The organism is Shinella sp. WSD5-1, from assembly GCF_963942435.1.
GTDB lineage: Bacteria > Pseudomonadota > Alphaproteobacteria > Rhizobiales > Rhizobiaceae > Shinella > Shinella yambaruensis.
Window position 1 is genome coordinate 432,217 of sequence record NZ_OZ012597.1, and the last position, 14,927, is coordinate 447,143.

Below are 14,927 nucleotides of genomic sequence, written 5' to 3' on the forward strand. Positions count from 1 at the left end.
AAGATCGACTGAAAGGACATGGATAAGATTTCGTGAAGCCGGCGAGATGCATGGATCGAGACGGGACGTGCCATTGCGGCGCTTCATGAACAAGGCGAGAATAAGCCCGGTTTCTCAAGGCATTGCGGACAGATCCGGGTGTTTCGAAATGGTGCGTCCGGGCGCCGTAAAAGCTCCGCTAACCATAAACGCAGAACGTGCAGCCAAGAATGCCGAAGGAACCGAAAACATGCCGGAAGCACAGCCCGACGCCGGGCGTTGCCGGCAGGATCGTGCGGATGCGATGATGCCAAACGTCTTCGGCAACGCGTCCTCCGCCCGACATCGCGCAATCACGTTTTGGACCGCCCTATCAAGCACCAAGCACAAGATGCCCCTGCCACCAATCATGCGTTGCAGACGGGGTGTGATCCCCTCCCCGCACATCGGCAGCGACACCATCAGGTTCGGCCCGCCAAACGACAGGCGCTTTCCGAGGAGGTCGCGGGTGGGCTATACCCGTGTCCAGCATCGTTCAGGAGGAGCCGGATGGCCGTCACCGATTTCGCGACCCGCACCTACGACCACAATTTCCGGCTCGATCCCATCGTGCGCAGCCTGCTCGACACGGATTTCTACAAGCTGCTGATGCTGCAGATGATCCGCCACCTGCATCCGGATGTCGAGGCGACCTTCTCGCTGATCAACCGGACGAAGACCGTGCGACTCGCCGAGATCATCGACGAGGAGGAACTGCGGGCGCAACTCGACCATGCCCGCAGCCTGCGTTTCACCAAGAAGGAACTGATCTGGCTGGCAGGCAACAGTTTTTACGGCAAGGCGCGCATGTTCGGGCCGGATTTCATCGCCTGGCTCGCCGCCTTCCGCCTGCCCGACTACGATCTGCGCAAGGTGGACGGGCAGTATGAGCTGCATTTCGAGGGACCGTGGACGCACACCACCATGTGGGAGATTCCGGCGCTCGTCATCATCAACGAGCTGAAATCGCGCGCGGCAATGCGCGACAAGGGGCTTTTTGCGCTCGACGTGCTCTATGCCCGCGCCAAGGCCCGCCTGTGGGAGAAGGTGGAGCGGCTGCGGCACCTGCCGGATCTCGTCATCTCCGATTTCGGCACCCGCCGCCGGCATGGTTTCCTCTGGCAGCGCTGGTGCGTGGAAGCGCTGAAGGAAGGGCTCGGCGAGCGCTTCATCGGCACCTCCAACGTGCTGCTCGCCATGGATGCCGATCTCGAGGCGATCGGCACCAACGCGCACGAGCTGCCGATGGTCGCCGCCGCGCTGGCCGAGGGCGATACGGCGCTCGCCGCCGCGCCCTACCAGGTGCTGGAGGAATGGCGGCAGCATTATAACGGCAATCTCCTCATCGCCCTGCCCGACGCCTTCGGCACCACCGCCTTCCTCGCCGAGGCGCCGGACTGGGTGGCGGACTGGACCGGTTTCCGCCCGGATAGCGCCCCGCCGATCGCCGGCGGCGAGCAGATCATCCGCTGGTGGCAGGACAAGGGCCGCGATCCGCGGGAAAAGCTGCTGATCTTCTCCGACGGCATGGATGTCGACACGATCGAGGAAACGTACCGGCACTTCCACGGCCGCGTGCGCATGAGCTTCGGCTGGGGCACCAACCTCACCAACGATTTCCGCGGCTGCGATCCGGATGGCGGGACGGGGCTCGACCCGATCTCGCTCGTCTGCAAGGTGACGAGCGCCAATGGCCGGCCGGCGGTCAAGCTTTCGGACAATCCCCTGAAAGCAACCGGCGATCCCGCCGAAATCGAGCGGTATCGCCGGGTTTTCGGTACGAAGGCCGAGCATGCCCGGCCGGTCGAGGTCTAGGGTTCAACGCAATTCCGGACGCAAAACCGCTGTGCAATTTTGCTGGAATGGATTCAGCTTTCCATCGCCTGCGGCGCGTCGCCGGCCTTGCCGATGAGTCCGATGATGCGTTCCACCGCCGAGGGGATCGGCCCGAGCACGGGCTGGTCGAAGCGCGGGCGGAGCTTTTCGGCCGCCTGGCCGAGCGGGCCGCCGCCGATGATGACGGCTTCGGCGCCGTCCTCCTCGATGCAGGCCCGTACCGCCCCGGCCAGCGACTCGCTGAGAAGCGCCGGATCGGCGGCAAGGGCGACGGGGTCGCCCTCGGTGCAGCGGATGCCCCGGTAGAGATGGGCAAGGCCGAGATCGTGCGCCCGCTGGTCGATGGCCTCGACCAGGTCGGGCGTCGAAGTGGCGACGGAAAAGGCGCGGCCGCCCTGCGAGGCCTCGATCATCGAGGCCTCGCAGATGCCGACCACGGGGACGGCGACCTTGCGGCGAAGCTCGGCAAGGCCGGGATCGCCGAAGGCGCTGACGATGATCCCCGCGCAATCCCGCCCGTGCGCGGTGCCGAGCTCCACCACTTCGGCGGCGGAGGCGGCCAGCTGCCCGGGGGTGACGATCATGCCCGGGGCGCGGCGCGCGGTGACGGTCTTCACCACCAGCCGCCCCGCCGCGGAGGCCAGCGCGATGGCGTGCATCATCTCGCTTGTGGCCTCGGAGCTGTTGGGATTGATCAACAGGATATGCGGGGTCATGCTCTCTTCAAGCTCCTGCTTTGGCGGGCTCTGCGACGAGGTTGTCGCTTGCCGTGGCGGTGTCCGCCCGCTGCGTGATGTCTTCCATCGACATGCCGTAGGTTTCCGGCCCGAGGCGGATGCAGATGGCGAAGATGGCGTACATGGCCGCGGCAAGGCCGAACACGCCGCCCATGCCGTAGCTGTCGAACAGGGCACCCGAAATGGTCGGCACGAAGGACCCGGCGGCCGAACCCGTCGCCAGGATGAAGGCGACACCGAAGGCGCGGATGCGGGTCGGGAAGAGTTCCGGCGCATAGATCCAGATCGACGTGTTCAAGAGAAGCACGAAGAACTGGAAGAGCGCGCCGAAGAACAGCACCAGATGGATGGTGGTGCCGAGATACATGATGGCGAGCGCGGCAAGGCAGGCGCAGATGGCACCGACGGTCAGGACGCGCTTGCGCGGGAAGTAGTAGCCGAACATCGAGGCCGCGATGGCGCCGAGCACGCTGCCGCTCTGGATGATCATGCTGTAGAGCAGGCTGCCCTGCAGCGTGTAGCCCATCGAGACGAAGATGACCGGCATCAGCGTCAGGACGGAAAGCTGCGCGCCGTAGCTCATCAGGATGGCGATGGACACCGGCACGATGCGGCCGAGGAACGGCGCGCGGAACAGCTCCTTCCAGGCGCCCTTGGCGCGGGGCGCATCCTGTTCGTTCTCCTTCGAGAGATATTCGCGCACCACGAGGTTCTTCGGCCGGAGCGAGCCGGATTCCAGCACCGAGAGCACCTTGTTCGCCTCGTCGATCCGGCCCTGCGCGGCAAGGAAACGCGGCGTTTCCGGCACGTAGCGACGATAGAAGACGACCAGCAGCGCCGGCAGCGCCAGCGAGGCGAAGAGCCAGCGCCAGCTGTCCTCGCCCGGGAAGATGCTGAAGATCATCAGGCCGTAGACGGGGGCAAGGAAGTTGCCGAAACCGCCCGCGCCGACATTGACGAGCCCGGCCGCCGTTCCGCGGAACTTCGGCGAGCAGAATTCCGACAGCATGGTGACGGCGGTGGAAATCTCGCCGCCGACGCCGAAGCCGACAATGGCGCGGGCGATGCACAGGAACATGAAGTCCGGCGCCAGCGCGCAGGCCGCCGAACCCAGCGAGAACAGCAGCAGGTTGACGGTCAGCATGACACGGCGGCCGTAGCGGTCGCCGAGGATGCCCGAAAGCAGCCGGCCGATGGCCGCACTGCCGAACGTGATCGTGTTCAGGAGGCCGATATCCGTGCCCGTCAGGCCCCAGTGCTCCCTCAGGAGCGGGCCGGACACGCCGATCGTGTTCTGTTCGAAACTGTCGAACAGGCAGCCGATCAGCACCAGCGCGATGATCTGCTTGTGCGCGCGCGTCACCCCGATGCGGGTGAGCGCGCCCTCCAGTTGCCGGATGGCCGGCGATGACGTGCCGGACTGCACCATACCTTCTGCTGCCATAGTCTCCTCCTCTTGGCATCAGCATGAAAATCAATTTTCTTATAATACACATATGAAATCTGTTTTTCAAGAAACTTTGCGCCGCATCCCGCACGGCATTCTTGCGAAGTCCGGCAAGTGCGTTACAAGCTTGATTTCGAAGTGAAAGGGATGGCTCAGATGAGCTCTACGGATCGTTCGTTCCTGTTTCGCGTGCGTGACGCGCTCGATGGCCTGCACCCGGCCGAACGGCGGCTCGGCGAATTCGTCTGCGACTTCCCCGGCGAGCTCGCCAGCTATTCCGCCTCGGAACTGGCCAAGCTCGCGCAGGTCTCCAATGCAACCGTGACGCGTTTCGTCCGCCGCCTCGGCTATGAGAGCTACGAGGAGGCGCGCCGCCATGCGCGCGACGAGCGGGAGACCGGCTCGCGCCTGTTCCTGTCCACCTCCTCGGATGCCGCCGGCGCCCAATCCGTCGGCGCCCATGTCGCGCAGGGCATCGCCAATCTCGAAGGCACGTTTTCCACGATCACCGACGCGCAGGTGGATGCGATCGCCGACGCGATCCTTGGCGCACGCAAGACCTGGGTGCTGGGCTTTCGCAGCAGCCACGCCTTTGCCGAATACCTGCAATGGCAGATGACGCAGGTGGTGGAGAACATCGTCGCCATTCCCGGTGCGGGCCAAACGCTCGGCGAACATCTCGTCAGCGTGACCGACCGGGACGTGGCGATCGTCTTCGGCCTGCGCCGCCGCGTGGCGCAGATGGAGACGATCCTGTCGGCGATCGAGAAGAGCGGCGCGAAGCTGCTCTACCTGACGGACGAAGGCGTCACCCACCGGGCGAGCGCCACCTGGCACTTCCGATGTCAGACGCTGGCGCCCGGGCCGCTGTTCAACCACGTCTCGGTCATGGCGGTCTGCCACCTGATCACGACGCGCGCCATCGAACGCGCCGGCGCTGCCGGCCGCACGCGCCTGCGCGGCATCGAGCGCTTCGGCGATACGCTGGAAGAGCTATAGGCGGCTGGAGCGCGCCGCGCAAAAGTGCAGTGGTTTTGCGATAGCGGCCTGCGAAAAACAAAGAGTCGACGTGCGGGAAGCGAAGCCGGAAGGTCGTAACGCTTCAGACCTTCAGCAGCACGCGTTCGGAATAGAGCTCGTTGATGACCCGCTCGTCCCATTCGCCCTTGACCTGGTAACAAAGGCCACGTTTCCAGACCCAGGCGTGCGGGATGTGCCTGTCCTTTTCCACCTGCAGCGCCAGCAAGGGCACGCCGCGCAGAACCAGCAGGCGCGCAAGCGCGGCCAGGTTGTTGGCGACGAGGTCCATGCTTTCGGCAAAGACGACGCGCGCGAGGGGAACGCGCTTGCGCACGGTCACGTCGAGGACCACCGGATGATAGCGTCCGCCGGCCTCGATCGTCGTCACGATGCAGCCGAGATCGCGGTGCTTGCGCATATCCGGCATCAGCGCCTCGGCGATGGCGCCGGGCGGCACCGCCTCGAACGGGACGAGCCTGTCGCGCTTCCGGCCGACGATGGCAGTCCACGGCAGGGCAAGGAGAAGCACCTTGATATCGAACGAGCGAAAGCCGAGGCGAGCGTTGACATCGGCGGCCACGTCGGTCGGCGTCAGGTCCGTGTAGATCGCCTGCTTGTCCGCGAGCGCCGCGACGATCAGGCGCACGGCGGACCAGCGGTGACTTTCCTCCACATACCAGCTCGAGAGATTGACGATCCGGCGCCCCGTCAGCGTATCGTGCCGGGGGATGGTCAGCAGAATGCCGACGGGCCTTTCCTCCGCCATCAGGAAGGTGCCGACCGAAGGCTGGCCCATGGTCCTGTTGTGGGCGGCCAGCCTGCGCAGCCCGTGCTGCCAGAAGGCGAGCGAACGGGAAGGAAACCCCTTCACCAGAAGTTTCGCGGCGGCCTCCAGCCGGCCCTCATCTATGGCGCGAAGCTTCAACATGTCCTGTATTGGCAACCGGTTCCATACAAGACGGTTCTAGAGGCGATACCTTCTGAAAGCGTAAACCCGGCCAGCACAGCCGGGGTTTATCCGGCTGATGACGACAATGTGAACGCGAATAGGGCAGGCCGGCTGGAGGGCCTGGGCTAACGCTTGGGATGGCCGGTCGATACCTTTGGAGAACCGGAATAGACGATGCGCCGCCTCGGGACCGCCTGGAACACGTCCGCGGGCTTGAGATCGTCCGCCGCCGCGCTTTCGCTGGCAGGAACCTCGCTGTCGACTACCGGGGCGGGCGCCGAATACCGGACGCGAAGCTGGCGCCAGACTTCAGCGACCACGACCAGCAGGACGCCCAGCGCACAGCCGACGAATCCGGCCAGAGCGAGCAGGATCTTCTTTCGCGGCCAGGACGGATATTCGGGCGGCTGCGCCTGACTGATGATACGGGCGACAGGCATGGTGATCTGCTCCAGATTGGCCACCTCCTTCGCCCGGCCCAGCACGTTCTCATAGACCGCACGGGTGGATTTCGCCTCCGTCTCCAGCTCCCGCAGGACGATCAGGTCCTGATCGCTGACATTGGAGGATGTCCGCAGCGTTTCCATCTGGCGCTCGAGATTGGCGACGCGCTGGCGGGCGACGTCCAGCTCCACCTTCTTGCCCTCGCCGATCGCCTGGATCTCGCTGCGGACCAGCGACGAGATACGGGCCACCTCGGCCTTGGCCCGCAGCAGCGAGGGATGTTGCGGCAACAGCGCCGCGGCAAGCGACGCCTCGCTGCGCACGGCGCGGGAATATTCCTCGAGCAACTGCGTGACACGCGGAGAATTGACGACCTCGCCGAGGGCCGTCGGTGCCACCTCCCGCTTGAAGTAGCGCTGGATCTCCTCATTGGCCGCCGTGGCGCTGGCAAGCGCACTGCGGGCCTCGACGAGCTGCGTGTTCAGGCCGCCGAGTTCCTGGCCGACGAGCAGGGTTCCGTCCACCGCGCTTTGCAGCCGCTTTTCGGCGCGAAACTGCTGCACCTTTTCCTCCGCCTCCCGCACGCGCTCGCGCAGGCCGATCAGGCGGCTGTCGATCTGCTCCGCAAGCTGCCGGGAGGAATTCAACTGGAACTGCTGCTGTTCGCGCAGGTAGGATTTTGCCACGGCCTGCGAGAGGTCGGCGGATTTCTGCGCGCTTTGCGATTTGACCCCGATCGAGATGATGTAGGTCGCGCCCTCGCGCGAGACGGTCATGGCTTTTGCAAGCGCTTCCGTGACCTTGCCCACGCGCCGCTCGGGCGTGTCCGCAGCCGCCTCCTTCGCGAATTCGGGGTCCTCGACGAGCTTGTACTCGGTCACCACGGGCTCCAGCACCGCGGCGGACGAGACGATCAGGAGCTGGGTGTCGAGGCCGAGCGCCTCGCTTCCGACCAGCGAAGGCGCGTTGGCGTCCTCGAAAGGCTTGCGGCTGCTCGGATCCACGACGATCCGCGTCCAGGCCGTGTAGATCGGCGGGACGGTGAAGACATAGGCGGCCGTCAGCCCCACGGCGAGGATCGCGACGAGCGCGATGACGGGCAGGCGCTGATACAGTTTGCGCGCAATCGCCCAGGGGTCGATCATCCCGTCGCCGTCTCGGTTTTCAATGGAGGCGTTCGTCATCGACCCGCTCGGTTGAGGTTATGCCGCACCACGCCGTTCCGGCGGCGCACGCGCGAATTTCTTCCTGACTTAATTCATTATGGTTAACGAAGCTTCAAAATCCGGACCGGCGGCTCCCCCTCGCCCCGGCGGCCGGCCTGCGCCCAAGCGCCCACGAGCAGAAAGAGCATCCACACGACGGAATAACCGCGAAACCAGCTGCTCTCCAGAAGGTTGTGGCACAGGGTGACGATCACGATCGACATGAAGAGCCAGGCTTCCGCGATACCGGAGCGCCGGTCGTTGGGCGCACGGCAGACATTGTAGAGAACGCAGGCAAGGAAGGCGACCAGCACCAGCAGCCCCGCCAGGCCGAGCTCCACCGTGACATCGACATAGCCGTTGTGCCCTTGCAACAGGACGGCGACGAAACCCGGGGCTTCGGTCAGAACGATCGATCCCGGGCCGATATCCCAGAACGAACCGTAGCCCTGCCCGAGCACCGGCCTGCGGCTGATCACGTCGCCGAGGAAATCCCAGATGATGGTGCGTCCGGTGAAGGTCGTGTCGTCAAAGAGCAGCATGGAGAGATCGGCGAAGCTGAAATCCACCAGGTTGGTGACGAACAGGCCGACGAAGAGGCAGGCGAGCAGGCCGAAGAAAAGCGGAAACAGCGCGTTGATGCGCAGGAACCGGCTGGCCGCCACCACCGCGAGGGCAAGGAGCGGGATGAGGAGCGCAAGGCCGAGCGAGGTCTTGGACTTGCTGACGACGAGTTCCAGCACGGCGGCCGCCGCCAGGCCGGCCGCGACGAACCGGCCGAGGCCGCCGAGCCGCATCATGCCATAAAGGCAAAAGATGAACCCGTAGGCGACGATGAGGCCGAGTTCGTTCTTGTGCGTGTAGATGCCCTGATGGCCGAGCCTGCCCGCCGGCAGCAGCAGCACGGCGACGAGATTGAGGGCGATGGTGACGAAGAAGACCGCCATGAGGCGGTCGATCTGGGCCCTGCGATCCTCCACGAGGAAGGCCGGGAGCACGAGGGCGGCGACCACGATGAACTGCAGCGTGGCCCGGCGGAACGCGATGGATGGCACCGGCGACCAGAGGATACTGGCGAAGGCGAGCACCATATAGAGGCCGACGATCACCACGAGCGGCTGTTTCAGGGCCTCCTCCAGCCGCGCGAGCCGGTGACGGAAGGCCACCGCGATCGAGCCGAGAAGGAGGAGCCAGAAGACCTGGTTCAGGAGGTTGGAGCTCGACGCCGCAGCCGTCGCCGGGTCATCGACGGCGGGCGCCGTGCGGAACACGAGAAGGGGCATGAGGATCGTTGCATAGCCGACCGCGATCGCCGGGACCCAGCCGAGCAGGCCATCGGAACGCGACCGCTCGCGCGTGACGGCTATCCCGTTTTCCACCACTTCGCTCAACCTGACCCTCGCGCGTTGCGGAGCGTGCCACCCGGACGCGAAAGTGCCGAACGCGCTTTTGCCGGAATGGCTCTAGTTGTGCAGTCCGCTTCGGTCGAGGCCGAGCGCCTGTATCACATCCGGATCGATCTTGCGTGATTCATTGTCAAAAACCAACCCGAAACCGGGATAGCCGTCGCCCGCGTTGTAGTCCCAAAGGGCCCAGCCGAAGCCGTTCGCTTCGGCGGCCTTGCGGACATGCTCCAGCCAGAGGATACGGCCCGGGATTTCCGGCAGGCCCTCCGGCTGGCGGGCGACCCCGAATTCGCCGATGATCAGCCGCGACGGCGCGATCTTCTGCGCGTCGACCCATTGCCGCATGGCGGCAAAATGGCCCTGGACATAGGCGTCGTCCACCAGCGGCGGATCGTCATAATAGTTCGCGATCACGCCCCTCGCCTGCTTGAGCGTGTCGTCCGGCACATCGACGCCGGCGCGCTGGCGCGCCGCGATGAGCTGTTTCGTGCGGGCAAGCGCAACGGCCTTGTCGGCGCCGACGCCGGGATAGGCGAGACCGGACATGTGGCGCAGCGGCGCATTGGCGAAGGGAAGGCCCTGGTGCGTGAAGGGATAGGGTCGATAATAGTGCACGTCGACCAGCGTATTGGCGTCATACGGCTCCATCTCCAGATGGGGCAGTGCGTCGGGCGAGGACCAGCATCCCGTCGTCAGGACCAGCGCGAGATCCGGCGCGATCTCGCGAACGGCCGCATAGAGCAATGGTTGCATCCGCGTCCATTCGTTGGCTGTCGTCAGCCGGCAGTCTTCCTGGGGCTCGTTCATCAACCCGAGTGCCGTCTTGTCCGCCGGCAGGTCGCGCAGATAGCGGGCGAGTTGCTTCAGCCATTCGCCATAGGCGCGGAACGCCGCGCCGTCGGCATCCGCAAGGATCCTCGGCGCCGACCAGTTCGGATCGAAATGATTGGGATGCGCATCGACGAGGACGCCGAAACCGGCGGCCTGCAACCGCCGCACCGTATCGTAGAGCGCGTCGATGAGCAGGCGCCGTTCGGCTTCCGTCACGGCAAGGAAAGGGGCGGGTGCCACCGGCAGGCGGACGAAATCGAAACCGACGGCCCGCAGGCGATGGAGCTCCGCATCGTCGATCCGGGCAAGCGGCCCCTGGAAGGGCGGCCAGAGGAACGCCCCGGGAACCTCAGGATCGTCCATCGGCAGGCTGTGCAGCCGGGCGAGATTGATCCCCCGCCGAAAGGCCGGCGCATCCGCCGCCAGCGTCGCGGTTGCCGCGCCGAAAAGCAGGACGGCCAGCAGGGCGAGAGAGCAAAGACGTTTCACAGCAGCCTCATTTCCGTGCGCATCGTTCCGCCGGGCGGCGCCGAACCGCGGAACACCAGTTGGGCGGAGGGCACCTTCACGCCGAAGCACGGCGAACGCCAGCCGAGCCGCCCGGCCTCCCGTCCGCTCTCCAGCGTGGCCGCCCAGCCTTGCGGCCCGGCAAGCCGCATCAGCGGCAGGCCGTCGGCCACGAAGTCGAAGGTGCCGGGCCGGTCGGTCGCCCGGATGTCGATGCCCTCCCCCGACAGGAAGGAAATCGCGACGGTCTCGGTCGGCGCCGCCGCACCGTCGAGCCGGTCCTCGATATGGAACGTGTCGGCGGAGAGGCGCCGCAGCAGGCGGGCATGCGCAACGCCGAAGCGCGCGCGGTAGCCGTCATGGGCGGCGGCGCAGGAAAAGGCATCGAGGCGCTCGTCGACCGCAAGCCCGCGGGCCTGCGCCTTGGTCTTCCAGTTGAAGGCGCCCGAGACCAGGCTGGAGCTTTCGCCGCCGATCGACAGCGTGTTGTGCAGGGGCGTACCCCGGAAGGCATCGCGCCAGGCGCCGCCGGCGTGATAAAGATAGGTTCCGGCATCCGCAAGCAGCGCCTTGCCGCCGTAGTCGAGCCAGACGGCCAGCGTATCGGCATGGCCGTGCGCGGCGATCGACAGGAAGCCGAGCGGCCCGTGATCCATGGCAAGAACCAGCTGCCGCCCGTGCACCCGGTCGCGCAGCACCGTGTAGCCGCCCTCCGGGAAGGTGCGCACGCCCACGCCCTTCACCGGCGCCAGGCGGCGACCGAAGACGAGATCGCGCAGGTGCGGCGGCGCGGCCGGCGGGGCGATGTCCGGCCGATCGCAGACCGCCGCCGCCGCCGAGACGACGGAGGCGACATAGTGCCGGTCCGCCTCGGGATCGCTGACGATCACGCGGCCCTCGTCGTCGTCGCCGATGCGCGGCACCGCGCCGTTTTCGTCCATGAACCAGGTGAGCGCCTCGCCGACGGCGGCGAGCTTTTGCAGCACGGCCTGCGGCAGCGGATCGTCCGCGGCCTGCCCCACGCGCGCGGCCGTCAGGTAGAGCTCCAGCGTGAAGGCGGTGTAGGTCGGCGATTGCTCGGCGCCGATGCCATCGGCATGGAACTGGCGGTCGGCCTCCTCCGCCAGCACGCGGCGGGCATAGGCGCGCCAGCTCTTCGCCGCCGGCAGGTCGGGGCACGCCGTGGCGATGACATAGAGGCCGACGGCCTCCGCGATCAGGTGGTTGTTTGCCGAGGAGAACCGGGACGGATAGCGCCGGAGCCAGGCGCCGGTCGCGGCGAGGAAGGCGCGGATGGAACGGCGGGCGGCCGGGGAAAAGGCGTCGTCGCCGACCAGCCGTGTCGCGACAAGCACGCTGATGGCGCGCAGGGCCAGCTCGATGCCGGACGGCCAGTTGATGCCGTGGAAGGGCGGATTGTCGGCGATCCAGCCCGCGATCTCGTCCGACACGAACGCGCCGAGCTCCGCCCGGCCCGTGCGCGCGGCAAGCGCTGCGATCGGCTGCAGATATTGCAGCCGGTTGATCTCCCAGACATATTTCACATCGCCATAGACATCGCTATGCCGGTAGTTGATGTCGAAGCAATAGCGGTCCCTCGGCCATTCCCGGCGCGAGCACGGATCGAAATGCCAGAGCGAGGCTTCGCCTGCCGGCGGCCATTCCCGCCCGAGGAAAGGGTGCCGCCGGGCCATCGCCAGCTCCGCGACACGGTCCCAGCGCGCAAGCAGATCAGCATCGGCCAAGGCGGGATCGATGGCGACGGGAAAGACGGGGAGCGGCCCGTCCCCCACATCGAAGCGCGCCCAGCCCGGTTGCGCCAGCCGGGCGGACCGTTTCCTCGCCAGCTCGCCGACCCGGTGCGCCACTTCCGCCGTGGACATGGCGGACAGGCGCCGGGCATACCAGGCGAGGCGGCTCGAAAGGCGGCCGGCCGTCATCGCCCGGCCTTCGCGCCGATCTTCTCGAACAGGCGCTCGTAGGCGGCGAGCAGCACCGGCGCCGAATGCTCCCAGGAGAAGGAGGTGAGGATGCGCTTGCGCCCGAGTTCGCCCATGGCCTCGCGCCGTCCGGGATCGTCGAGCAGCGCCACGATCCTTTCGCCGAAGTCCCGCACGTCGTCGGGCTTCGCATAGAGCGAGGATTCGCCCGCCGACACCCGCCCTTCCCGCGTCTCGAACTGCACGATGGGCTTTTTCAGCGCCATGTATTCGAGGATCTTGTTCATGGTGGAAAGGTCGTTCATCGGCGTGACGCGGTCGGGATTGATGCAGACGTCCGCGGTGTTCAGCATGTCGAGCATGATGTCGTCGGGCGCGCGGCCCGTGAAGGTGAAATAGCGCGACAGGCCGCGTTTCTCCACGGCCTCGATGATCGTCGGCAGCTCCGGGCCGCCGCCGACGATGCCGAAATGGATGTCCGTGCGGTGCAGCGTGTTGACGATGTGGTCGACGGCCTCGACGAGCAGATCCATGCCCTCCTGCTGCCCGATGACCCCGACATAGCCGACGAGAAAAGCAAAGCCCTTCTTCAGTTCCTCTTTCGGCGGACGGATCTGGAGCTTTTCCATCTTCGGCCCCGAGCGCACCACGAACACGTCGTCCGCCGCCATCCCGCCCCGCCGCATGGCGATCTCGCGGTAGGATTCGTTGGTGGCGATGGAGACCGTGGCCGAGCGGAAGGTCAGCCGTTCGAAGAAGCGCGTCACGCGGTGCAGGAAGCCGCGCTTGCCGAACTTCGCCTCGAAGAGTTCCGGGCAGATGTCGTGATGGTCGAACAGGAACTTCACGCCGAACGGCCGGAAGAGCCAGGCGATGAGGAAGATCAGGTCCGGCGGGTTGCAGCCGTGGATCACATGGAACCCGTGCCGGCGGCGGATCTTGAAGGCCAGTCGCGCTTCATGGAAAAGCGCGGAGGAATATTCCCGCAGGTAGCCGAGCGCGCCACGCGCGTCGATCGGCAGCGGGTGGCGATAGATGTGGACGCCCTCCCGCTCCTCGTAAAGCGCCTCGAAACCCTTGCCGGTGGGGCAGATGACCGAAACCGCGTAGCCGGCGGCGCGAAGCGTCGTCGCCTCCGACCAGACGCGGCGGTCGAAGGGCACGGGCAGGTTTTCCACGATGATGAGCACGCGCCGGTCGAACGGCCGGTCGACCGCGGCCTCGACCTCCTTACCAGTTAACACCTTCATAGCGGTCCTCCAGCTCGTTCACATTCTTCAGTCGCACGAGGTCGTAGAGCCGCTGGTCGGGGCGCATTCGTGCAGGAAGGCTCTCGAATTCCGGATCGGCGTTGCCGACGATCAGCACGTCGCCGTGCGCCGCGACCCGGTCGAAATCATCGACGAGGATCGACGAGATATGCGGGATGACGTTCAGGATGTGATCGCGGTTGGCGCCGTAGAGCCGGGCGAAATTGACGAAGCGGTCATAGATGAGGATATCCATCCCCTTGCCGAGCAGGCGCTCCACCAGCGTCACCAGCGGGCTTTCGCGCAGGTCGTCCGTGCCGGATTTGAAGCTGATGCCGAAGATGGAGATCTTGCGCCGGCCATGGGCCATGATCTCGTTGAAGGCGCGGGTGACCTGTTCGTCGTTCGAGCGCAGCAGGCTGTTGAGCAGCGGCAGCTCCAGGTCCAGCTCGCGGCCCTTGTAGGAGAGCGCCCTAACGTCCTTCGGCAGGCACGACCCGCCGAAGGCGAAGCCCGGCATCAGGTAGCGCGGCGAGATGTTGAGCTTCTCGTCCTTGCAGAAGATCTTCATGACCTCGTGGCTGTCGACGCCGACGGCCTTGCCGATATTGCCGATCTCGTTGCCGAAGGCCACCTTGACGGCGTGCCAGGCATTGTCGGCATATTTGACCAGCTCGGCCACGTCGACGGAGGTCAGGAAGCGGGGCGCCTCGATGCCGTCATAGATCGAGGCGATCGTTGCCGCCACGGCTTCGGTCTCGCCGCCGGCGACGATCTTCGGCGGGTTGTCGTAGTCGAAGACCGCGCTGGCCTCACGCAGGAATTCCGGGTTGTTGCCGATGGAGAGCGCGGCATCCTCGCCGGCATGCTGGCGCAGGGTCGGGATGATGAGGTTGCGCATCGTGCCCGGCAGGACCGTTGAGCGGATGACGACCGTATGCGGGCGCTTCTTGCGCGCGACGGCGGCGCCGATCTCCTGGCAGACGCGCACGACGATATCGGTGTCGAGCGAGCCGTTCTTGCGGCTCGGCGTGCCGACGCAGATCAGCGACATGTCCGTGGCGCGCACCGCCTCGTCGACATCGGTGGTCGCGCGCAGCCGGCCGTTCTCGATGCCGGCGCGGATCAGTTCGCCGACGCCCTCCTCGACGACGGGCGAGTTGCCGCTGTTGATGATATCGACCTTGAGCTGCTGGTTGTCGACGCCGATGACGTCATGTCCGTCCCGCGAAAGGCAGGCTGCCGTCACGGCTCCGACATAACCAAGGCCAAATAGCGAAATCTTCATGCGAACCTCTGAAATGGTGCCGTTTGCCGGCGTGATGACGAACGCCGCT

General features: G+C 66.0%; 11 protein-coding genes. 2 read left to right on the top strand and 9 right to left on the bottom strand.

Annotated features, from left to right (window positions below; translation table 11 throughout):
• Nucleotides 1–528: 528 nt before the first annotated feature.
• Nucleotides 529–1,833, top strand: coding sequence for a nicotinate phosphoribosyltransferase (pncB, locus tag AABQ55_RS25190; RefSeq protein ID WP_272808081.1), 1,305 nt, complete (start codon nucleotides 529–531; stop codon nucleotides 1,831–1,833).
• A 53-nt stretch (nucleotides 1,834–1,886) separates the two neighbouring features.
• Here pncB and AABQ55_RS25195 read toward each other — a convergent pair whose 3' ends face one another.
• Both AABQ55_RS25195 and AABQ55_RS25200 read right to left on the bottom strand, forming a co-directional pair.
• Nucleotides 1,887–2,570, bottom strand: a complete 684-nt coding sequence (locus AABQ55_RS25195; RefSeq protein WP_272808080.1) for an aspartate/glutamate racemase family protein — start codon at nucleotides 2,568–2,570, stop codon at nucleotides 1,887–1,889.
• A 7-nt stretch (nucleotides 2,571–2,577) separates the two neighbouring features.
• Nucleotides 2,578–4,035, bottom strand: a complete 1,458-nt coding sequence (locus tag AABQ55_RS25200) for an MFS transporter (RefSeq protein ID WP_272808079.1) — start codon at nucleotides 4,033–4,035, stop codon at nucleotides 2,578–2,580.
• Nucleotides 4,036–4,194: 159 nt separating this feature from the next.
• Between AABQ55_RS25200 and AABQ55_RS25205 the strand changes: the two genes are divergently transcribed.
• Entirely contained in the window at nucleotides 4,195–5,037 is an 843-nt protein-coding gene (locus AABQ55_RS25205; RefSeq protein ID WP_272808078.1) for a MurR/RpiR family transcriptional regulator, read from the top strand.
• A gap of 103 nt (nucleotides 5,038–5,140) precedes the next feature.
• Here the strand turns inward: AABQ55_RS25205 and AABQ55_RS25210 are convergent, their stop codons facing one another.
• The 7 genes from AABQ55_RS25210 to AABQ55_RS25240 all read right to left on the bottom strand — a co-directional run bounded on the left by AABQ55_RS25210 (nucleotide 5,141) and on the right by AABQ55_RS25240 (nucleotide 14,878).
• Nucleotides 5,141–5,986 (bottom strand): hypothetical protein, encoded by an 846-nt coding sequence (locus AABQ55_RS25210; protein ID WP_244766088.1) that lies wholly within the window; start codon nucleotides 5,984–5,986, stop codon nucleotides 5,141–5,143.
• A gap of 146 nt (nucleotides 5,987–6,132) precedes the next feature.
• Nucleotides 6,133–7,635 carry a GumC family protein gene (locus tag AABQ55_RS25215; RefSeq protein WP_272808077.1) on the bottom strand — a complete coding sequence of 501 codons (1,503 nt, stop codon included), beginning with the start codon at nucleotides 7,633–7,635 and terminating at the stop codon, nucleotides 6,133–6,135.
• Nucleotides 7,636–7,718: 83 nt separating this feature from the next.
• Nucleotides 7,719–9,038, bottom strand: coding sequence for an O-antigen ligase family protein (locus AABQ55_RS25220; protein WP_336314400.1), 1,320 nt, complete (start codon nucleotides 9,036–9,038; stop codon nucleotides 7,719–7,721).
• 81 nt (nucleotides 9,039–9,119) lie between these two features.
• Nucleotides 9,120–10,382, bottom strand: coding sequence for a glycoside hydrolase family 5 protein (locus AABQ55_RS25225; protein ID WP_272808075.1), 1,263 nt, complete (start codon nucleotides 10,380–10,382; stop codon nucleotides 9,120–9,122).
• On the bottom strand, nucleotides 10,379–12,340 hold the full coding sequence (locus AABQ55_RS25230; RefSeq protein ID WP_272808074.1) for an alginate lyase family protein: 1,962 nt from the start codon (nucleotides 12,338–12,340) through the stop codon (nucleotides 10,379–10,381). Before AABQ55_RS25230 ends, AABQ55_RS25225 begins: the two co-directional genes overlap by 4 nt.
• Nucleotides 12,337–13,590 carry a glycosyltransferase family 4 protein gene (locus AABQ55_RS25235; RefSeq protein ID WP_272808073.1) on the bottom strand — a complete coding sequence of 418 codons (1,254 nt, stop codon included), beginning with the start codon at nucleotides 13,588–13,590 and terminating at the stop codon, nucleotides 12,337–12,339. The genes AABQ55_RS25230 and AABQ55_RS25235 overlap by 4 nt, the downstream gene beginning before the upstream one ends.
• Complete coding sequence (locus tag AABQ55_RS25240; protein WP_244766082.1) at nucleotides 13,571–14,878, bottom strand: nucleotide sugar dehydrogenase; 1,308 nt, start codon at nucleotides 14,876–14,878, stop codon at nucleotides 13,571–13,573. Before AABQ55_RS25240 ends, AABQ55_RS25235 begins: the two co-directional genes overlap by 20 nt.
• Between the last annotated feature and the right edge of the window lie 49 nt (nucleotides 14,879–14,927).